This window comes from Thermosipho sp. 1074, assembly GCF_001999655.1.
Taxonomy (GTDB): Bacteria; Thermotogota; Thermotogae; order Thermotogales; family Fervidobacteriaceae; genus Thermosipho; species Thermosipho affectus.
In genome coordinates, this window is the sequence record NZ_LBEX01000016.1 from 1 (window position 1) to 20,319 (window position 20,319).

Consider the following 20,319-nt stretch of genomic DNA (forward strand, 5'->3'; position numbering starts at 1 on the left):
TCTCCAAGCGTTTAACGCACTTATGTTATGATTAATTCTCATACCTTACCCACCTCCGTGTGTGTTATTTTTTAGCCCAAGGCACTCTGCAAGAATATTATCGGAAGTACAAAAGGAAACTTTAATTTTTTTAAAATAGTATCACTCTAAAATATTTTTTTGAAATTATTTCAGATATCGTAAACCCCATTTTCTCAAGTTCTAAAGCTATTTGTTTTGTAGATTTTAAGATCCTTATTTCAGGGTTATACCATATGGGGTTATTTTTATCATTAAAATCTGGCATCAAATAAATCAATGCACCTTTTTTTGTATTTTTTGGTAAGATAATTTTCGGATTTGTATTTATTATATTCATTCCCAACACCGCTTCGCTTTCTTCGTCTATTATTGAAAGTTCGTTTAATATATTTTTTGGTACTTTTTCATCAATGAAGTTTATTTTGTTACTTTTTAACTTTTGAAGAATTTCAAATAGTAGATCATTGTCGATATCAAATGGCCATTTATCTATAATTTTTTTTCTTCTTTCTTTTACGAGTTTAATTGAATCATTTGTGGGATATGGATAAGTATACAAGAAATTTGAAGATCTTTTCCATACACGTATGGGATTAATTATTCCGAAACCAGAGAATTTTTCAGAGATATTCCCACACCATATTATTTCATCGCTACTTTTTGAAAATTTTGGTGTTGTATATAAATAAAATCCATCGTATTCGTATTTTCCAAGTGACAGATCTCCAATTTTTGGATTTTTTTCACAGGATTTTATGTGATATTCAAATGCCTTTTTAAAATCTTCCTTTTCTTCAAATATTTTTGCAAGTCTGTAGTAGTAAAATGGAAAATCATCAATATTTTTTATATTTGATAGTAATCTTTTCTTTCTTTCAAGGTCTTTTGTGTTAAGTGCTGCAACGTATTTTGCATAATCTGAATCCGATATTAAGTTTAGGTATTCTAGTTCTTCATTTTGAGCATTTATTTCAAAAATTAATTCCTTTAATGAACCAAAATAGTCCATTATTTCTTCAAATGTTCCATCTATGTTTTTATCGAGTTTGGTTTTTAAATCATCGATGACGGGTTTGATAAACTTTGAGACAGTTTTATTTAATTCAATTGCCTTTTTGTAATATGATATTGCTGCGTTAAAGTTTCCAAGTTTTAAATAAACGTCACCGATTAAAGAAAGTATAATTCCCTGATTTTCTTCGTCGAATTTTTTTCTTATATTTGCAAGTATTTTAAGTAGTTTTTCTTTATTTTCAGAGTAATACTTAAAGAAGAACAAAATTTCTTTAATTGAATGGATATCCTCTTCTGGTTTTTCAAATATAAAGTTAACTAGGTAATCTTTTTTGTCAAGAAGTTTTTTTACTACAAATTTTTGGAATCGCGTTTCTGCGAAATGTTCTATTCCCGATAAATGTATACCATTGTCTAAATATTTATAGATGGTGTTCCACACATTAATTTTTAAGTTATTTCTCAATATGTATTTTAAAAGATCATTTACAATGTAGTGTATATCTTTCAGAAATTTTATGTTGTGTATCTTTGATATTTCTTCAAATATATTTGAAAGAAATCTTTTAATGTTTTCGCCGGTTCTTGGGGCAATTTCACAAGATTTTTTTATATGATATTCAAATTTTTCTTTATCCTGTTTTATCAAGTAATATTTTGCAAGTATTGTATGTGCAGTAGCTTTATATTTGAATCCCACGATTGTCCATTTGAATTTTTCTGGGTTTTTTTCGGCGTATTTTATTTTTTCTAAAAAGAGTTTTGCATATTTAAATTGATTTTCCAAATCATCCATTTTTTCATATAAAGCCATTAATCCGAAATATGGATCGGGATATTCAGGTGAAACTAAAGCTTTTTCAAATAACTCTTTTGATAGATTGTATAGTCCTTTATTTAAAGCGTCGATGCCAAATAAAAATAGAAATTCCACACCAATTCCAGGGACTTTTTTTAGTTTGTTTATTTCATTTAGTGTTTTTAAACCCACTTCGTATTTTCTATATTTATATTTTGATATTGCTTCTGTTTTGTAAAGCTGTACAAGATAATAAATTTTTTCAAGTGGGCTAATACTCTTATTTTCAAGGTGTTTTAAAATTAAATTTCTTGTTCTATTGTATTTTTTCTCTCGAAGTTCTCTTGTCCAAATATAACCGTAATGGTATATAATAAAAGGTGCATCAATAACTTTTCCCTTGTGGATAGGTTGATTGTGCACAATATTTTGGTATTTTACTGTTCCATTTCTGAAAATTCTAGGTGTAGAAGCTGTTTCCGTTTTTTTTAGGTCCCAATCCAGGTAACTTAATGTGGGAAGATATACGGTATTGATATCTTTTGGGAGTGTTTTCAAAAATTCTCTTATTTGTTTGAAATCTTCTTTTACTTCTTCATCTGCGTCAAAGACCATTACCCATTCACATGTTGGATATTTTAAAGAATTATTTCTCGCTTCTGAAAAATCCCCTTTCCATGGATGAAAATATAATTTATCGGTATATTCTTTTACAATATCTGGTGTTCTGTCCGTTGATCCGGTATCTACCACTATAATTTCGTCAGCAATATCTTTTATGCTTTCAAGTGCTCTTCTAATATTGTGCTCTTCGTCTTTGACTATCATGGCAACAGATAGAAGACATTTTTTCATTTTTTACACCTCTTTTATTTTTCTTAATAATTTTCTTTCAACGTTATGGGGTACCCACGTTGATATATTTCCTCCAAAAAATGCCACTTCTTTCACTAAACTTGAAGATATGAAAGAATATTTTTTGTCTGTCATCAAAAAAACCGTATCTACAGTCGGGCACATTTCTTTATTTGCCATGGCCATTTGAAGCTCATATTCAAAATCTGTAACGGCTCTTAATCCTCTGATAATTACATCGATTTTGTGGTTTTTTAAATAATCTATTAATAGTCCTTTATAATAATCTACCTTGACATTTTTTATGTCTTTTGTACATTCTTTAATCATTTCTATTCTTTCATCTAGTGAAAAAGTATACTTTTTTCTTTTATTTTCCATTACTACCACAAATACTTCTGAAAATATCTTTGTTGCCCTTTTAATTATATCTAAATGCCCATAAGTTATAGGATCAAAAGAACCTGGATAGATTGCCTTCATATTTTAACCTCCATGTGAAATGTCTATATTGTAAAATGCAGTATATTTTGGATCAAAGGATAGCTTTACAGTGCCAATTGGGCCATTTCTTTGTTTCCCGATTATTAGTTCTGTTATATGAGGTTCTGTAGTTTTTTCCTTTTTGTAATATTCCTCACGGTAAAGGAAAAGTACCATGTCTGCATCTTGTTCAATTGATCCAGATTCTCTTAGATCACTTAGTCTTGGTCTTTTATCTTCTCTTTGTTCTACCGCTCTTGACAATTGAGAGAGTGCAACAATTACTATATCTAACTCTCTTGCTAAAAGTTTTAGCGAACGTGAGATTTCGGATATTTCTTGTTGCCTATTTTCTCTGTATGATTTAGTGCTCATCAACTGGAGGTAATCTATAAATATTACTTCTATTCCGTATTCTTTTTTCATTCTTCTTGCCTTTGCACGCAAAGATCTGGGATTAAGATTAGCTTCGTCATCAACTATGATATTGGCTTTGTATAGTTTTCCCGTTGCGGTAAGTAATCTTTGCCATTCTTCGTCTGTAATATTTCCTCTGCGTAATTTTTGAAGTTCAACAAACGCTTCCATACCTAGAAGCCTTTGTACAAGTTGTTCTTTACTCATTTCAAGACTAAATATTCCAACAGGAATATTAAAATCAAGTGCCATATTTTTGGCGACGTTGAGTGCAAAAGCAGTTTTACCAACGCTAGGTCTTGCGGCTAAGATGATAAGATCAGATTTATGAAATCCAGAGGTCATTTCATCTAAGAATTTATATCCCGTGGGGATGCCTGTTACTACATTTAGAGTACCACTTTTATTTTTTCCCCTTAATGTTTCCAGATTTTCAAACACTTGGTGTAGTATTGTATTCATAGGTAGATAGGTTCTAGAGGTTTTTGATTCGGCAATTTCAAATATTAATCTTTCTGCATTATCAAGGATATCATCTACCTCTCTATCTGAGGTAGCATCTTCAACAACTTTAGATGCCGCTGAGATTAAAGAGCGTAAAATAGATTTGTCTCTTACTATTTGAGCATATGTTTCAATATGTGCAGAAGTTGGAACAATATCTGCAAGTTGGGCAACATAAAGTTCACCACCAATAAAGTCGAGTTTTCCCTTAGTTTTTAACCTTTCACAGATAGATATAACATCTATTGGAGTACCTTCATCGTATAATTCTTCTATTGCTTTAAAGATTTCTGCATTTTTCTGATCATAAAAATCTTTTGAGCTAACGATTGGTATTATAGATTCTATGGTTTCAGGATCTATTAGAATACTACCAATAACAGCTTGTTCTGCTTCTAGATTGTGAGGCGAGTTTCTCATCTTTTTCCTCCTTTTCCTAGGAAAGATTATATCATAAAATAAGACCCCAGATTGTACAATCCGGGGTCTATTTCTTGGAAAACTGGTTCCAAGGGGGGATAGGGGGTCGCTGCTCACAACTAAAATAACACATGTTTTGTTACATCTCAAGACATGTGAAAAAAAGATTAAGTTAAAAAAGTTAAAGTTCTGTGAGTTGCGAAATATTAAGATAAACAGCATTATATGTGTTTTACAGTCAAAATTGTGGAAAAATTCACTCTTTTGATGTTAACAATTAAAGAAAAAATGAAAAATCAATCTGACAATTTATTAACGATGTTAAATAATAGTTTGGTGGCATTTACATCATCTTCGTTGTATTTCAAAATTTCATCTAGTATTTTGTCATCTTTTGTTTTTAGGAAGTCTTCAAATTTATGTACTACGATATTTCCGTTTAAATTTGTCCTCCAATTAAATCCCAAATATTTTGCTATGGATTTAAGAGAGTAAGATATTGTTGGGATTGCAATATGATTGTGGTAGATTTTATATAAATCTACAAACTCAATATTTGTTTTTTTTAAGTTGTATTTTTTAAATAGTTTATTGATTTGTATAGGTTCATAATTGTAGTAATGATATACGGGAAGTTTTTTGGTTGATAGAAAACTTATAAGTTTTTTGAATTCTGTTTTTTCATCTTCTCTTTTAAGTGATAAAAATGGAATGTATTTATCTTCATACAAAACACCAAAGAGAAAATTAAAGTTTTTGTAGCTTTCTATGTCAAGAAAAATGCCTGGTTTTAATTTTTTAACAGGGTTGTATAGAATGATTTTTTTTTGTATAAAAGCCTTTGCTTGTGCAATTATTTTGTCCGATTTTTCCCCAAATATTTCTTTTACAACCTCTTTCATTTCTATTATATCGTCTAGTTTTTCAATACCCTTTTCTTTTAAATTTTTAAGTCTAAACTTTCCAATTCCTCTGATTAATGAAAGATCTTTTGCTTTAATTAGTTCATTAGTACATTCTAAACTGTATTTGCAAAATTTACATTCTGGATTGAGAATTGGTTTGGGAATTTTTTTGTTTGAAAAATTGTAAATTATATTTTTAAAGGAATTTACATGTTTTTCCCAAGGAATTTGTGATCTATAGTATTTGCTCTTGAATATGACATCTATTTTTTTATCGGTATAGCTTGAAACTACAAACGCATATCCTGCAGCCTCAAGATAATGATATTGGTAAAGCCTTTTCCCTCTTCTATGAGAAATAATTGTTATCTTATTATCGTCTATTTTTAGATCTATGTTTTTAGCATAAAGGGTTAGACCGTAAATTTCAAGTGAAATTGATACGTTTTTTAAAAATCCGCTTTTGTTAATTTTTTGTGTTATAGTTGATTCTACTTTTTCATCTTTGGATTCCAAGATAAACTTTCGTGGACAAAAGAGATATGTTCTAATCTTTGAAATACAAAAAAGCATTTTTTCACCCAATCTAGATATAAACAACTTATTATTCTATTATATTATAAACGATATATTAATTATTACACTTTCTTCTGAATTTTTCAATATATGCATCAAAGCACGTTATTGATTGTTGGTTGTTATAGCGACTAGTTTATTTTTTCGAAAAATTCAAGGAAAATGATATAATAGATGTAAATCATAACATGTGGGGGTGGTTAAAGTGGAATTAATTAATCCTAGAAATGCTCCAAAAGCAGTAGGTCCATATTCTATAGCGGTAAAGACGGGAAATTTAGTTTTTGTTTCTGGTCAATTACCAATAACGGAAAATGGGGAATTGGTAAAAGGAGATATAAAGAGGGAAACTGAAATAATAATGAAGAATATAGAAATAATATTGAAAGAAGCGGGGAGTGCCCTTGGAAAAATTGTAAAGGTAAATGTCTATATCAGGGATATGTCAAAGTTCTTAGAGTTTAATGAGATATACGAAAAGATGTTAAATGGGCACAAACCAGCAAGAGCTGTGGTTGAGGTTTCAAATCTTCCAAAAGATTCGGATATTGAAATTGAGGCGATAGCAGAGGTATGAATTTTGAAGGGCTATATGATGTATTAAAGGCTACCTATGGTAATCTTGGAAAATGGTGGCCCGGTGATAAAGAAGAAATATTAATAACTGCAGTTTTAACGCAAAGTACGAATTGGAAAAATGTAGAATATGCGATGGAAAATATTTACAAGTTTACAACTAAAGAAAGACTTTTGGGTTTTCTTTATAAACTTCCAAAGGATGAATTAGCAAATCTTATAAAACCGGCAGGTTTTTTTAATATTAAGGCACAGAGATTAAAAAATTTATTGGAATTTTTCAAGAAATACAATTTTAATTTAGATACAATTTCGAGAGAAGAAAATTTAAGGGATAAATTATTGAAAATAAAAGGAATCGGCAAAGAAACAGCCGATTCCATTTTGTTATATGTTTTTGAAAAACCCGTATTTGTTGTGGATGCATATACGAAAAGGATATTAAATAGAATATACAATTTAAAATTAAAAGATTATGATGAAATACAAGAGCTATTTTATAAGTATTATCCAAAAGACGTACAATTGTACCAAGAGTTTCATGGGTTAATAGTTGAGCATGCAAAAAGGTATTGTAGAAAAAAGCCATTATGTGATTCTTGCTTTTTCCACAAATGCGCTTATTTTACATCACCTTTTCTAACATATTGAAGTGTAAATGTTGCTAGAATAAACGATATTATCGAAAAATACAACAAAGAATCATAACCTAGTTTATCTATGAAAAATCCTGAAACAGGTGGTGCAATTATATTTGCATTCATTGAAAAGAAATAGTACAAGCCTGTATATCCACCTAGTTTTTCTTCACTTGTCATATCGACTACTGTTGGGAGTGAGTTAACATTTACCATTGCCCATCCCATACCGCCTAGTGAAAAGTATATAAATAGCAAATAAGTTATAACCTTGGGAGAGTTTAGTAAATATACGGACAAAACTGTAAGCATTGAAATTAAAGTGACTATTAATAGACCAATGGTCATTGTTTTTTTTCTGCCAATTTTTGAACCTATGAATCCAGCTGGAATAGAGAATAACATAAACGTAAGAGAGAAAAACCCCAATATAAACGCCCCTGTACTTTCACTTATCCCAATTCTAAATTTTGCGTAACTTGTAAAAAATGTTTCAAGAGCGTTATATCCTGTAAACCAAAATAATATGGAAAGTAAGATCATTAAAAGGCTTTTTTCTTCTGACAAAAATACGTCTTTTAGATTTATCTTTAATTCATTAAAACTTTTTGAAAAAACATTTGAAAGCTTTATATTATCGCCTGTTTTAATTTTATATTTGCTGTCTTCTTTAATAAATATAACGACAAGAAGTGAAGCAATTACCATGATTATAGCTCCAACCCAAAATGGAAGAGCGTAATTTTTGTCGTATAAAGGTTTTCCCGCAAAATATGCAAGTAAAGCGCCTAATCCTCCCATGAAGTTTATTATTCCGTTAGCTTGGCTTCTAAATTTTGGTGGTGTAATGTCGGGCATTAAAGCAATTACAGGGGATCTAAAGAGTGCCATAAAGAAGTTCATGAGGATAATATTTAACATGAAGAACCAAAGAATATGTAAGTTTCTAGATAGAGGTATCAAAGAAAAGAAGATGGCTCCAAGAGGTGCTCCGACAAGTATGTAAGGCATTCTTCTTCCAAGCTTTGTTCTTGTTTGATCACTTAATACTCCGATGAGAGGTAACATAAATATTGCAAAAATATTGTCGATAGTCATTATAAATCCGATACTTGTGGATGAAAGAGAGAAATCTTTTAGAAAGATTGGCACGTATGCATTATATAATGGCCAGAGAATGCTTATTCCAAAAAAACCAAAACCAAGTAAGAACAGCTTTTTATGATTTTTCACTTTATCCCCCCTTAAAGAATTTTTCAAATTTTATTATAACATACCTATGATATAATAAATAAAAATGTGAGGGGTGAGATAATGTTGAAAGTTGCTTTAATTGCACATGATAAGAAAAAATTGGATTTGGCAATGTTTGTAAAGGAATGGAAAGAAGTATTTGAAAAATGTGAATTGTTTGCGACTAGAACAACAGGAAAGATAATAGAGGAAAAAATAGGACTTAAGGTAAACAAGTTAGAATCGGGACCATATGGTGGAGATTTACAGATAGGAGCTTTAATTGTCAATGGTGAAATTGATTTTGTTGTATTCTTACGTGATCCATTAACTGCACAGCCCCACGAACCAGATGTTTCGGCGCTTTTAAGGGTATGTGACGTACATAATATACCACTTGCTACTAATTTGTCTACTGCTGAAGGGTTAGTACTTGAAATAAAGAGAAAACTAGAAGGAGGATAATATGGTATTTGTGTTTGATTTAGATGGAACTTTGTTGAATAATAATTATACAATTTCCGAAAAAACTATTAACTTTATAAAGTCTCTTGAAAAATGTGGTCATAAGTTGGTTTTTGCAAGTGGTAGAATGTTGATTTCAATAAAAAAGGTGGTTGAAAAATTCTTTGAAAAAGAATACCCTATAATAGCGTATAACGGTGGAATGGTTTATTTACCAGAAGAGGGAATAGTGTTTGAGAAGTTTTTAGACTTTTCAAGTGCAAAAAAAGTTATAGAATTTTTAAGAAGCGAAAATGTACATAGACAAATATATGTGGATGATAAATTATATGGAGAAGAGGACAATGACGAAATAAAGTTTTACGCCAAACACGCAAGTGTAGATTATTATATAGTAGATGATCTAGTAAAATTGCTAAGGAAAAAATTACCGGTAAAAATTCTTTCAATTGTAGATAAAGAAAAAATAAAATTGTTAAAAGATAAACTAAACAGTTTAAATTTAGAAATTGATGTATTTAAGAGCATGGATATATTTTTGGATATAGTCCCAAAAGACATAAATAAAGGTGAAGCTTTGGAGTTTTTGATAAAAAAATTGGATCTAAAAGGAGAAATAGTGGCCTTTGGTGATAATTATAATGATATTCCCCTTTTTAAAGTAGCAAACATTTCAATTGCCATGGGGAATGCAAGTAATGATGTGAAAAGGGAGGCAGATTATATTGCACCGTCAAATAATGAAGATGGTGTTTATAGTGCTCTTGTTGAGTTATTTTCAGATTGTATTTCCTGCTAAAATTTCAAATCAACCTCTTGAAGATATTTTAAATGATGTTTCGCTGGTTTGTCTTGGAAGTTTAGGGGATTTGACCTTGGCATATGATGCGGGAAAGGCAGCTGGTTACTTGTTAAAAAAAGAAGGGTATGATGCGTATATTGTAGGAGTATTGGATACCTTAAGTTTAGATGATAAAGAGCCTTTTCATCGCGTTAATAATTCGGCGTTTATAACTGCGCATGTCTATTCTTTATTTTCAAAGGGTTTGTTAAGTGCAGGAATAATTCCAATATTTGATGGTAGAGTTATAGATAAGGAAATAATCTATTCTTTAAATACGAGGAATGCAACATACCCTATTGTTGTTGAGACTGAATCTGAAAAAGAAAAATTGGATAAGTACAAAGGAAATGTTATTTTAAAAGATGAATTGGAATGTTATATTGATAGGGTAAAGTTGTTTTGGAATTTAAAGGAAGTTGATGTAGAAGCTATAAGGATGAAAATTTTAAAGAATTCCATAATTTGGCTTGGCGGAGAAAAGAAGATATACGTAAATCAAATTTTTAGAAATGATGGGCTTATAATATTTTCAAAAGATATCCTAGGTTATGCGAAAGATGTGCTTGAAGGATATGAACCTGCTACTGGAAGAAAGCCATGGTAGAAAATGGGAGGTGTAGATTGTGTGGGTATATATAAAAGATCTGAAAGATTACATTGGAAAAGAAGTGGAGTTAAGAGGATGGGTATGGAGAAGTAGAAGTAGTGGAAAAATTGCTTTTATTAATATGAGAGATGGTACGGGGATAGCTCAAGTGGTAGTTGAAGCATCTTCTGTTGATGAGGAAACTTTTAAAAATTCCAGAAAACTTAGAATGGAATCTTCTTTAATAGTTAGAGGAATTGTCAAAGAAGAAAGAAGAGCACCAGGTGGGGTTGAGCTTCATGCAAAAGAAGTTATTCCCATCCAAATTCCAAAAGAAGATTTTCCAATAAATAAACCGGATCATAGTATTGAGTATTTGATGGATCATAGGCATCTTTGGTTACGTTCAAGAAGGCAGATGCATATTTTATACATAAGAGATGCCGTGTTAAGGGCTATAAGAAAATTTTATTGGGAAAATGGTTTTGTACAAGTGGATACTCCAATATTCACTGGTGCAATTGGTGAGTCGGCAGGTAATTTGTTTGAAATAGATTATTTTGATTATGGTAAAGTATACCTTGCTCAAACTGGTCAATTATATTTGGAAGCTGCGTGTATGGCACTTGGGAGGGTGTTTAATTTAGGGCCTACCTTTAGAGCGGAAAAATCTAAAACAAGAAGACATCTTATTGAATTTTGGATGAATGAAGCGGAAGTTGCGTATTTTGAACACGAGGACAATTTGAAATTGCAAGAGGGCTTAGTATCGTACATAGTAAAGTATGTGCTTGAAAATGCAAGAGAGCATCTTGAAGCGTTAAATAGAGATATTTCTAAATTAGAAAAGATAGAAGCTCCATTCCCGAGAATTACTTATACAGAAGCGGTAAGCCTTCTTCAAAAGAAAGGATATAATATAGAATGGGGCGATGATTTTGGAGGCGATGAGGAAACAGAGATTGCAAAACAGTTTGAAAAACCTGTGTTTGTAACGCATTATCCAAGAAAAACCAAAGCATTCTATATGCAACCTGATCCAGATAATCCAGATGTGGTTTTATGCGATGATTTAATTGCGCCAGAGGGATATGGAGAAATTATAGGAGCTTCTCAAAGAATCCACGATTATGATTTGCTTGTAGAAAGGTTGAAAGAATTTAACTTACCCGTTGAAGCATACGATTGGTACCTTGATTTGAGAAGATTTGGGACTGTTCCACATAGTGGGTTTGGTTTGGGAATAGAAAGAACAATAGCCTGGATTGCAGGGTTAGAACATATTAGAGAAGCAATACCATTCCCAAGAACACTATACAGGATTCATCCATAAAGTAAGTCCAAGCCGTTGTGGCTTGGACTTATTTTTTATATACCTTTGTGAATTTTTCCTTTACGTATTCAATAAAGTATTTTGGATTAAGTTCTTCGTTTGAAATTTCCTTTATAAGTTCAATTGGCATAAGGGTTTTTCCTTTGGAATGTACTTTTTTGCGCAGCCAGGAAAGTATTTCGATAAATTGGCCTTTTTCTATTTTTTCTCCAAAATTCGGGATATCCTTTTTCATTGCATAGTAGATTTGAGCAGCGTATAGATTTCCAAGCATATATGAAGGGAAATAACCAAAAGAGCCGTGAGCCCAGTGAACATCTTGTAATACTCCAAGTGCATCATTTTTTGGGACTATTCCAAGGTATTCTTTCATTTTTTCGTTCCACAACTTGGGTAGTTCATCAACGGTTATCCTATCGTTGATTAATGCTTCTTCGAGTTCAAATCTTAACATTATATGTAAATTATATGTTACTTCATCTGCTTCGGTTCTTATTAGGGACCTTTCAACTGTGTTGATAGCTCTCCAGAATTCTTCTACTTTTACGTTTTTGAAATTTGGAAAGTATTTTGTAAATTTAGGGTATATAAATTTCCAAAACTCCAAACTTCTTCCCACAATATTTTCCCAAAATCTCGATTGACTTTCATGAATGCCCATGGAAGCACCATCACCAATGGGAAGACCTCTGAATTGCTCTGGAATACCTTGTTCATACAAAGCATGGCCACACTCGTGAATTGTACTAAATATCGAATTTTTGATATCGTATTTGTCGAATCTTGTGGTTATTCTTATATCGTTATGTGAAATAGATATGGTAAATGGATGTGCGGAAATATCTAATCTACCTGCACCAAGGTCATAATTTAAAATCTTTAAAAGTTCCATAGAAAATTCCTTTTGTTTTTCTATACTGTATTTGCCTTTTAGAATTTCCGTGTTTGGTTTATTGCCACTATCAAGTTCGTTGATAAATTCAACTGAAAATTTTCTAAGCTCTACTATTATGCTTTTTAGTTGATCTGTTTTAAGACCAGGTTCATAGTCGTCAAGTAGAACGTCGTATTTGTTACTTTCATAACCTATACATTCTATTACTTTTTTCTCTAAATCTACCACTTTTTTCAAATGAGGTTTAAATATTTCAAAATTATCTTTTTCTTTTGCCTTTTGCCATGCTTGTTGGGACAAAGCTGTTTCAAATTGTAATTCTTTGAAAAGTTCAGGTGGTATTTTTTCATGTTTTTCAAATTCTTTTTTTACTAATTTTAAGATTGCTTTATCTTCATCATCCTCTGGGGTAGCAGATTCTAGTAACTCCTTTGTTTTCTCTGAGATAAATTCTTTAAAAACATACGTTGAAATTTCACCAATAATTTCCGCCCTTTTTTCAGCTGCCTTTTCAGGCATATACGTTTCCATGTCCCAGTGTAATAAAGAAAGGGCGTTTTCAAATTTTGATAATCTTTTTAGATGTTTTTTTAGTTTTTCCATTTTTGTCCCCCTTTACTGCAATTTTTTGTGCATTTCAGATTGTATTAAAAGTGATTCAAATCCGTTTTCCACTAGTGCAGTATACATGGGATCATCTTCTGGGACGGAAGTTGCAGAGATAATTTTACAGTTTGTTTCATTTCTCAAAAAAGCTATTGCAACTTTTGCAATTTCATCCCATTTTTCTTTGTCTTTTGTTCCAAGATCAACTATATAAGTGGTGTTATCTTCGTTTTTCCCCCACACAAGATAACCTTCAGTTTTGTCGGTAATCAATCTTACATGGTTATATCTTCCATTTGCAAGAAGTAAGGTTACAGGTTCACGTTGCCAATTTGGTTTTCTACCAGACAATTGAAGGTTTAGTGAAAGAGTGTAGATATACCTTGGTTCGACTTTGATAGATCTAAAATATATATCTTTACTTTTTACATTTTTATTAATTAAGAGATGTAATTTTCGTCTTTCTCTAAAACCATGTTTTTCGTAAAATCTATATGCCCTTGAGTCTTTTGTTATAACTTCCAAAGATATTGTTTGAATGCCTTTCCATTTAAGATAGTTTGTTGAATGTTCGAGGATAAAGCTTGCAGTTCCAGTTCCTCGTTCTTCTTTAACGACCCCCATTGCATCGATTCTAGCCCTTTCATGTCTTATGCTGTTAACTATGAATCCTACGGGCTTGGTGTCTCTCAAAAATATGAAACTATCTTCAAGAGATATGGAATTTTCTCTGACATCCATTTCAAAATTTACTACATTCCAATTTACAGGAACAGTGTAATCTTGGAAAACCTTGTTTACAAAGTTCACAAAATCAATTAAAGAATATTCATTCAGAGTTAATATTTTTAGATTCATTTTCCCCCCCCTCTTTTGAAAAATTCAAAATACTTTTCGCCATGTTTTCGTCTAATATCCCTAATATGGCAATGTTTAGCATTCCAGTTGCTTTGGATAAAGTTTTTTTATCTGCAATTTCGACAAAAGGAACGTTTGATATTTCACATCTTATTTTTATATCTTTTTTTACCCTTTGTCCTGTATCCTTAGCTATTAATATTACTTTTGTTTTTATTTTAGGGTTTTTAATGTATTCACGTATATTATCTTTTCCATATACCAATTTTTTTGCTTTTGATGCAAATCCAAGAAGAGTTAAAATTTTTTGCTCATTCACACTTACACCTCCATATTGTATGAATCTACACAAGCAAATGCATTGTGATTATGTATAGATTCGTAACTTTCCACCTCGACTTTGAACCATTTGAGCTTTGGGTTATTTTTTAATTCAAGTGCAATGTCTCTTGCAACGTCTTCTACAAATTTAGGGTTTTCGTATGCTTTTTCTGTTAAAAATTTTTCGTCAGGTCTTTTTAAGAGAGAAAATAATGGTACGCTTGAGTGTTTTTCAGCAATTTCTATAAGTTCTTCAAACCATACGAGGTCTGATGTTTCTACTTCAATTCTTACGTGTGCCCTTTGATTATGTGCGTTATATTTGCTGATCTCTTTTGAGCAAGGACACAAAGTTTGCACAGGCACTTCAACTACAATGAAAAATTCGCATTTTTCTGGTCCATCATATGCTTTAAAACCACAAGTATATTCCATATAGCTTTCTATTTTTGTTACAGGTGCTTTCTTTTTGATAAAATATGGAAACATTATTTCAATTTTTGCACTTTTTGCCTTTAGGGTTTTTTTTAAATCATCTAGAATCATCTTAATATTTTTGGGATCAATTTTTAAGTGAAATTTGTTAAAGACTTCTAAAAACCTACTCATATGAGTGCCACGAAAGTCTTTTGGAAGATCTACATACATGTTGATTTTTGCAATTGTGTTTTGTACTTTATTTTTTTTATCGAGTACTTGAATTGGATATTTTAAATCTTTGATTCCTACATGTTTTAGTGGGATTTCCCTTGTATCTTTTTCACTTTGTACATCCCTCATAACTACTTCCTTTCTAATAGATATTTTAATTCGTTTAAGTTATTTTCGTTTACATATTTTTCAAATCTTAAATCACCATTTACATACATCTCGTACGCTTTGTTTAGTTTTTTTGAGTAATTTAGTTCATTTTTAATCTTTTCGTATGAAAAAAAGGTAAATAAAAATAAAAAGGCAAAAATTGTAATTAGTATAAGATAAAATTTTTGCATGTGCTCACCTCAATTGCGCATCAAAAAAACTTGGAAGAATTATATTTTTATTACTTTTTAAATGCATATGTATTTTTGATAAGTATTCTTTTGCGCAAATTTCCCAAGTGTACTTATTTATTACCCTTTCATAGCTTCTTTTACTAAATAGTGGGTGATTTTTTTGTAAATCTAGTGCTGCTTTTCTAAATTCTTCTTGAGTTGATACCAAATATCCATATCTTCCGTTGTCTAGTATTTCAACAGGACCGCCACTTTTTGTTGCGATCACTGGAAGTCCACAGGCCATTGCTTCAATAATTGCAAGTCCAAAAGGCTCGTAGTGTGACGTTAATGCAAAAATTCCATTATGTTTTGCAGCCGAATTATAAAGTTTTGCCAGTTTTTCTTGAGATGTGATTATTAAAAACTTCCCCCCTGCTTTTTTTGTTTTTTCTATTATTTCCCTTTGATAGCCAGAGTACTCTTTTGGTTTTTTTCTTAGTACCAATATTAGTGTGTAATCTTTTTTTAGATAGGTTTCAAAACTTTCTATTACAAATTCTATATTTTTTTTGGGATCTATTCTACTTGAAATTATTATTGGTGGTTTGTTTTGAAAAACATCTTTAAATTCATCTGATTCATCAATATGAAATATTTTTGTGTTTACACCTGGAGGTATCACAAAGATTTTATGTTTTATATCTTGATATAAATCTAAATACTCATTGTGTGTATATTGGTGTTGTTTTTCTTGTGATGTGCTTGCAACAATAAAATTTGCATATTTCATTGCACATCTTTCTGCACTTATACGTATTGAGAATCTATACTTTTTTTCTGCGTCTTTGCTATGTTTAAACTTGTCTTTTTTTTGGGCACCAAGTGAATGTGCAGTAAATGAATACGGAATATTTGTTAGTTTTTTAAACATTGCTCCGGAAATTCCACCATCACCGTAGTGAGTTGTAACAAAATCAGGTAGTCTTTCTTTTTGGTAAAATTGGTATATCTTTTTCACATATTCTCCCAAAAAATCCCAGAGTTTTTCTTTGTTGAGAAAGTTTTTTCCTCCAAATTCTATCCTAACAATTCTTACGTTTTCTGCGTCTTCATAATAATCAAAATCTTTTGAAAATTCCGGCCATTTTTCATCTGTTATTTTTCTTGTTATTATATCTACTTTATAACCAAATTTTCCCATTGCCTTTGCAAGTTCTTTAACGTAAATTAATTGTCCTCCAAAATCTGGGTGCTCAGTTAAATGACTGTCATTTTTATCGAAATTTCCTTGAGGATTAAAGAATGCTATTTTCATACTTTTCCACCTCTTTGAGGTAATCTGATATATCTTTTAATTTAACAACTCCACCAATTTCTTCGATAACGTGAATTGAGATAACTGTACCGAGTAAAGCTGCTTTGAAAATTGAAAAATCATTTAATAGTCCATAATATATGCCACTCCAGAAGGCATCACCTGCACCAGTGGTATCCACCACATTTTTGGAGAGTAATTTGATGTGCTTTATCTTATGACCGTCTGAAACTAGAGATCCTTCCTTGCCCATGGTTAGTATAACGTATTTTATGCCAAATGTATGCAATAACTCTATATATCGTTCCTTGGGTAAAATTCCAAATATTTCTCTTGCATCATCTAGCGATGGTTTTATAATATATGTATTTTTTAATATTTCGTATATTGGATCTAAATCTATTTTTTTGCACGGAAATAGTTTTTTCCTGCAGTTTGGATCAAATGCAATTTTTATATTTTTATTTGCTACTATTTTCTTAATTTTTTCAGTTTTGTGTGTTATTGCCCAGCAACTTACGTGTAGAAATTTTATATTCTTTAAGTTAAATCCTTCAGGTATTTCTAAATTTTTGTCTTCATCTCTAAAAGGAATAAAATCTGGAGTTTTAGGCGATGCTAAAATAATTACCGTTGAAGTATTTCCATGACCTATTTGAATGTATTTTGTTTCTAAATTCTCAGATTTTAAGGTTTCAATGATTTCTCTTCCAAAAAAATCATTTCCTACTCTTGAAATTATAATGGGTTTTATTCCCAGTTGATTTAAATTTCTCGCGATGTTTAATGGACTTCCACCTATTTTCTTTAAAAATGTTTTTCCGTCTGTTGAAATTAGGTCTATTAAACTTTCACCCAAAAATGCTATCATTATTTCACCTCTATTTTTTATTTTATCATAGATTTATGGTAAAATATTAAAAAAGGTATTATAAGGAGGGATTAGATGCTAAAATTTACTATAAGCAAGGAGGAATTAGAGAAAAAAATAGCAGTTGCTGCAGATGCAGTAGGTTCAAGAACTGTTGATCCTATTTTACAGTGTTTACTCTTTTCCTATGAAGATAATTCTTTGAAGATTTACTCTGCAGATATGCAAACTTTTGTTATCTCAAAGCTTAATGTTTCAGAGATAGAAGGTAGTGGAAAATTTGCCGTAGATGCAAAATTGCTAGAAGAGATTGTAAAAAATTTGGAAAATGAACAGGTGTTATTTGAATATGATACAGGAAAATTAAATTTGAAGAGCGGAAAGAGCTCTTTTAATCTTTCAACATATTCCGATGCGGATAAATTCCCACAGATTGATATAGAAGATTCTGGGATAAAGTTCGAACTTGAAACTTCAATTCTATCTGAAATGATAGATAGAGTTTTGTTTTGTGCATCTACTGAAAGTACAATGAGGGCATTGAATGGAGTTTATTGGGAAGTTAAAGGAAATTACTTAAGATTAGTGGCAAGTGATGGGTATCGTTTGGCACTCACAGAACAAAAGGTGGATATTGACACAGATATAGATTTTATTCTATCGCTAAAGAGTATGAAAGAATTGGATAATTTAATTAAACAAACCGATGAACCTATTTTAACTGTTAAGTTTGATCACAAAAAGATGTCAGTTACTGCTGGTGACATAGCGGTAATAATGAGAATAGTTGAAGAAGTTTTCCCAGACTATAGGAGAGTTTTGCCAAAAGCCTTTAAAACAAGGATAGTATTTAATAAAAACGAATTTTTAGAAGCATTGAAAAGAACAATGATAATTTCAAAGAGGGGGAGCGAAAAGGTACAATTGCAAATTATAGAAGATATACTTGTTTTAAGCAGTCAAAGCCAAGAGTACGGAAAAGTAAAAGAAGAAATTTCCGTAGAAAAAGAGGGAGAAGATTTGAAAATAAACTTTAATCCTAAATTTTTGAACGAAGCAGTAAAAAAAGTTGAGGAAGATGAGGTGGTATTTAACTTTGTGGATGATTTGAGCCCAATGCAAATTAACTCAAAAGATGTAAATGAATATTTGTATATAGTATTGCCTGTAAGGGCATGAAAGGATGAATAAGATGAAAAAAGGTTTTACTTTGATAGAATTGTTAATAGTTTTAGCGGTTATTTCTGCTTTGCTTTCTGTTGCAACTCCTCTTGCGTTAAGATCTGTTGCCAAAGCAAAGGCCACGCAAGTTGCTATGAATCTTAGAGCGCTATTAACCTCTATTGAACAGGCTATTTTGTTGTACCCCGATGAATTCAACGTTCAAGAATTAGATGGTCAAGACATTGTTTTAAAGTTGTACGAAAAGGGGTTTATCAATACGAATTTGTCGGTAAAAGGTTATAAGATTGATATAGATAAGCCAAATAATAAATTTGTTATTAAATATACAGGAAAAGATATAGATCTTACATTGGTTAAGAGTAGTTATCCCGCTGTGAAAACTGGAGTAGAAAATGGTGAAGAATATGTTTATGTGGAGGTTAATATTCCGTGATTAAGTTAGAAAACGTTGGAAAAAGATATGGGAAGAGTTGGGTGTTAGAAAATATAACTTTTCATACAGAAGAGGGCAATGTTATTGGAATTATAGGGAAAAATGGAAGTGGAAAAACTACACTTTTGAAAATTATTTCCGGTATTTTGAAGCCTACAGTGGGCAATGTTTATTTAAAGTCTAAATTGATTTCATATATTCCAGAGAAACCTATACTTATACCTGAATTAAGCTTGAAAGAAAATTTGAATTATTTTGCAAAAATGAGAAATGTAGAAAGCAAAAGAATAGAAGATGAAATAAAATTTTTTCGCTTGGAAAAGCATGTGTTAAAAAAACCAAGTGAACTATCAAAAGGGTTAAGACAAAGACTTTCTATGGCAATTTCCCTTTTAATTGATCCTGATATTATTTTACTTGATGAGCCTACAAGCGGTTTAGATGCTGAGTCCAAGAAGATAATATCGAATAGAATAAAAAAGTTAAAGCTCAACAAAAAAACTGTTTTGTATATAACTCATGAAGATGAAGAAGTTGAAAGTATTTGTGATAAAGTCCTTATATTAGAAGAAGGTGAGATTAAATTTTTTGGAACGGTTGAGGATTTTTGGAGGAAATATGAAAGATTTGTCTATGTGACTTTTTCTCAGACTAAAGAAATAAAACTTTTAAAATTAGAGGAATTAAAAAACGTTAAGGAAGACTTATTACATGTAAGGAGTGTTGGAATAAGAGAATTTTTATCTGGAGGTATGGTATATGAAAGATGAGATAGAATTATTAATTAGTCAGAAAAGTATGGAGTATAAAATGGATGTTGAGGTAGTATCAGGTGAGGAAAAAGTCGGAGATATTTTTTTAGAAAATTTGGATTGGATAAACCGAAGTTGTGAGTTAAAATTGGAGATTAATATGAATTTTTTTGATGAAGTTACAAGAAAAATAATAAAATATGGCTTTGAATATTTAAATTTGAATAGAATTTATGTTAGAATTCCGGAATACGAAAAAGATCAAATAGGGATTCTTAAAAATAACGGTTTTCTAAAAGAGGGAGTAGAAAGGCAGGGAAAATTTTTTAAGGGAAAGTTTTGGGATGTGATAAGGTTTTCAATACTTGCGGAGGATTATTGGAGGCTTAGTTTAGATGAATAAAGTGGGCATTTTGCCCACTTTATTTTTGATAAAC

22 protein-coding genes are annotated in these 20,319 nt (G+C 30.9%); 10 read left to right on the forward strand and 12 right to left on the reverse strand.

Annotated elements, in window-relative coordinates:
* Positions 1–130: 130 nt before the first annotated feature.
* From XO08_RS05925 to XO08_RS05940, 4 genes are all read right to left on the reverse strand, one after another.
* Positions 131–2,689: a glycosyltransferase gene (locus XO08_RS05925; RefSeq protein ID WP_077287617.1), complete on the reverse strand. Its 2,559-nt coding sequence runs from the start codon at positions 2,687–2,689 to the stop codon at positions 131–133.
* Between the two features lie 3 nt (positions 2,690–2,692).
* A complete protein-coding gene (gene coaD / locus XO08_RS05930; protein WP_077198418.1) occupies positions 2,693–3,172 on the reverse strand; it encodes a pantetheine-phosphate adenylyltransferase in 480 nt (159 codons plus the stop codon).
* Between the two features lie 3 nt (positions 3,173–3,175).
* Positions 3,176–4,513, reverse strand: coding sequence for a replicative DNA helicase (gene dnaB, locus XO08_RS05935; protein ID WP_077287619.1), 1,338 nt, complete (start codon positions 4,511–4,513; stop codon positions 3,176–3,178).
* A gap of 296 nt (positions 4,514–4,809) precedes the next feature.
* Positions 4,810–5,991: a TM0106 family RecB-like putative nuclease gene (locus XO08_RS05940; protein WP_077287621.1), complete on the reverse strand. Its 1,182-nt coding sequence runs from the start codon at positions 5,989–5,991 to the stop codon at positions 4,810–4,812.
* Positions 5,992–6,199: 208 nt separating this feature from the next.
* Here XO08_RS05940 and XO08_RS05945 point away from each other — a divergent pair, with 208 nt between their 5' ends.
* Together XO08_RS05945 and XO08_RS05950 are read left to right on the forward strand one after the other, a co-directional pair.
* Positions 6,200–6,571: a Rid family detoxifying hydrolase gene (locus tag XO08_RS05945; protein WP_077287623.1), complete on the forward strand. Its 372-nt coding sequence runs from the start codon at positions 6,200–6,202 to the stop codon at positions 6,569–6,571.
* Complete coding sequence (locus XO08_RS05950; protein WP_077287625.1) at positions 6,568–7,221, forward strand: endonuclease III domain-containing protein; 654 nt, start codon at positions 6,568–6,570, stop codon at positions 7,219–7,221. The genes XO08_RS05945 and XO08_RS05950 overlap by 4 nt, the downstream gene beginning before the upstream one ends.
* On the opposite strand, the gene XO08_RS05955 is transcribed toward XO08_RS05950, so the two are convergent.
* On the reverse strand, positions 7,191–8,441 hold the full coding sequence (locus XO08_RS05955; protein ID WP_077287627.1) for an SLC45 family MFS transporter: 1,251 nt from the start codon (positions 8,439–8,441) through the stop codon (positions 7,191–7,193). The genes XO08_RS05950 and XO08_RS05955 overlap by 31 nt on opposite strands.
* Before the next feature lie 81 nt (positions 8,442–8,522).
* Here XO08_RS05955 and XO08_RS05960 point away from each other — a divergent pair, with 81 nt between their 5' ends.
* The 4 genes from XO08_RS05960 to asnS are packed head-to-tail and all read left to right on the forward strand — an operon-like array spanning position 8,523 to position 11,669.
* On the forward strand, positions 8,523–8,906 hold the full coding sequence (locus XO08_RS05960) for a methylglyoxal synthase (protein WP_075666101.1): 384 nt from the start codon (positions 8,523–8,525) through the stop codon (positions 8,904–8,906).
* Between the two features lies 1 nt (position 8,907).
* Positions 8,908–9,705, forward strand: coding sequence for a Cof-type HAD-IIB family hydrolase (locus XO08_RS05965; protein ID WP_075666102.1), 798 nt, complete (start codon positions 8,908–8,910; stop codon positions 9,703–9,705).
* Positions 9,632–10,354: a hypothetical protein gene (locus XO08_RS05970; RefSeq protein ID WP_233120237.1), complete on the forward strand. Its 723-nt coding sequence runs from the start codon at positions 9,632–9,634 to the stop codon at positions 10,352–10,354. The genes XO08_RS05965 and XO08_RS05970 overlap by 74 nt, the downstream gene beginning before the upstream one ends.
* A 19-nt stretch (positions 10,355–10,373) precedes the next feature.
* Entirely contained in the window at positions 10,374–11,669 is a 1,296-nt protein-coding gene (gene asnS / locus XO08_RS05975; protein ID WP_075666103.1) for an asparagine--tRNA ligase, read from the forward strand.
* Positions 11,670–11,697: 28 nt separating this feature from the next.
* On the opposite strand, the gene XO08_RS05980 is transcribed toward asnS, so the two are convergent.
* Genes XO08_RS05980 through XO08_RS06010 form a run of 7 tightly spaced genes read right to left on the reverse strand, consistent with a single transcriptional unit; the run spans position 11,698 to position 17,512 of the window.
* Complete coding sequence (locus XO08_RS05980; protein WP_077287631.1) at positions 11,698–13,167, reverse strand: carboxypeptidase M32; 1,470 nt, start codon at positions 13,165–13,167, stop codon at positions 11,698–11,700.
* Between the two features lie 12 nt (positions 13,168–13,179).
* Positions 13,180–14,028 (reverse strand): GNAT family N-acetyltransferase, encoded by an 849-nt coding sequence (locus XO08_RS05985; protein ID WP_077287633.1) that lies wholly within the window; start codon positions 14,026–14,028, stop codon positions 13,180–13,182.
* Positions 14,000–14,347: a ribosomal L7Ae/L30e/S12e/Gadd45 family protein gene (locus XO08_RS05990; protein ID WP_077287635.1), complete on the reverse strand. Its 348-nt coding sequence runs from the start codon at positions 14,345–14,347 to the stop codon at positions 14,000–14,002. The genes XO08_RS05985 and XO08_RS05990 overlap by 29 nt, the downstream gene beginning before the upstream one ends.
* 2 nt (positions 14,348–14,349) lie before the next feature.
* Positions 14,350–15,129, reverse strand: a complete 780-nt coding sequence (folE2, locus tag XO08_RS05995; protein ID WP_077287637.1) for a GTP cyclohydrolase FolE2 — start codon at positions 15,127–15,129, stop codon at positions 14,350–14,352.
* A gap of 2 nt (positions 15,130–15,131) precedes the next feature.
* On the reverse strand, positions 15,132–15,341 hold the full coding sequence (locus XO08_RS06000) for a hypothetical protein (RefSeq protein WP_077287639.1): 210 nt from the start codon (positions 15,339–15,341) through the stop codon (positions 15,132–15,134).
* A gap of 4 nt (positions 15,342–15,345) precedes the next feature.
* Entirely contained in the window at positions 15,346–16,641 is a 1,296-nt protein-coding gene (locus XO08_RS06005; RefSeq protein WP_077287641.1) for a glycosyltransferase, read from the reverse strand.
* Positions 16,622–17,512: a carbohydrate kinase family protein gene (locus tag XO08_RS06010; protein ID WP_077287643.1), complete on the reverse strand. Its 891-nt coding sequence runs from the start codon at positions 17,510–17,512 to the stop codon at positions 16,622–16,624. Before XO08_RS06010 ends, XO08_RS06005 begins: the two co-directional genes overlap by 20 nt.
* A gap of 75 nt (positions 17,513–17,587) precedes the next feature.
* On the opposite strand from XO08_RS06010, the gene dnaN reads away from it, so the two are divergent.
* Genes dnaN through XO08_RS06030 form a run of 4 tightly spaced genes read left to right on the forward strand, consistent with a single transcriptional unit; the run spans position 17,588 to position 20,285 of the window.
* On the forward strand, positions 17,588–18,691 hold the full coding sequence (dnaN, locus tag XO08_RS06015) for a DNA polymerase III subunit beta (protein ID WP_077287645.1): 1,104 nt from the start codon (positions 17,588–17,590) through the stop codon (positions 18,689–18,691).
* Positions 18,692–18,704: 13 nt separating this feature from the next.
* Positions 18,705–19,130 (forward strand): type II secretion system protein, encoded by a 426-nt coding sequence (locus tag XO08_RS06020; protein WP_075666112.1) that lies wholly within the window; start codon positions 18,705–18,707, stop codon positions 19,128–19,130.
* Positions 19,127–19,900 (forward strand): ABC transporter ATP-binding protein, encoded by a 774-nt coding sequence (locus XO08_RS06025; RefSeq protein WP_075666113.1) that lies wholly within the window; start codon positions 19,127–19,129, stop codon positions 19,898–19,900. The genes XO08_RS06020 and XO08_RS06025 overlap by 4 nt, the downstream gene beginning before the upstream one ends.
* Positions 19,890–20,285, forward strand: coding sequence for a GNAT family N-acetyltransferase (locus XO08_RS06030; protein ID WP_075666114.1), 396 nt, complete (start codon positions 19,890–19,892; stop codon positions 20,283–20,285). Before XO08_RS06025 ends, XO08_RS06030 begins: the two co-directional genes overlap by 11 nt.
* Positions 20,286–20,319 lie beyond the last annotated feature (34 nt).